The organism is Vibrio sp. 1288, assembly GCF_033344475.1.
Window position 1 is genome coordinate 1 of the sequence record NZ_JAWPOX010001142.1, and the last position, 515, is coordinate 515.

Sequence of the window (515 nt, forward strand, 5' to 3'; positions counted from 1 at the left end):
GCACAGCTGTTCAACATCGACCTAGGCATGGGCGCTTACATCGCGATCATCGTGACTTCAACACTAGGTGCGGTTGGTCAAGCTGGTGTTCCGGGCCCTTCTTTCCTAGTGGTAGCAGTACTACTAGCGGCGGGTATTCCAATTGAAGGTCTGCCTCTACTCTTCGCTCTTGACCGTATCTTCGACATGATTCGTACGGCTCTAAACATTACTGGTGATGCGGCATGTGCGGTCATTGTTGATGCTTTAGTAGAAGAAACTGCCGCTGAAGCGGAGTTACAAAAGCAAGAAGCTTAGTTGCCTAACAAATACTTAAAAGCCGCTCAAAAGAGCGGCTTTTTTTTCGATTCTTTGCATTACGTAACCATACAAATAGAAACTAATAGCATAATTTTTCTGAAGTGATATAACGCCCGTACTAACTATAAAAAACGTCAGATCTAGGTTGTATCATGAGTCTTAAGCTGTCTTTGGTTTCGCTTTCCAATACAGATTTGCCTATTGAAACAAAACAA

1 protein-coding gene is annotated in these 515 nt (G+C 43.3%); it reads left to right on the forward strand.

Annotated elements, in window-relative coordinates; translation table 11 throughout:
- Positions 1 to 297, forward strand: a 297-nt coding sequence (locus R8O11_RS31340; RefSeq protein ID WP_318195407.1) for a cation:dicarboxylate symporter family transporter, incomplete at its 5' end; no start/stop codon positions are given.
- Positions 298 to 515: the final 218 nt, after the last annotated feature.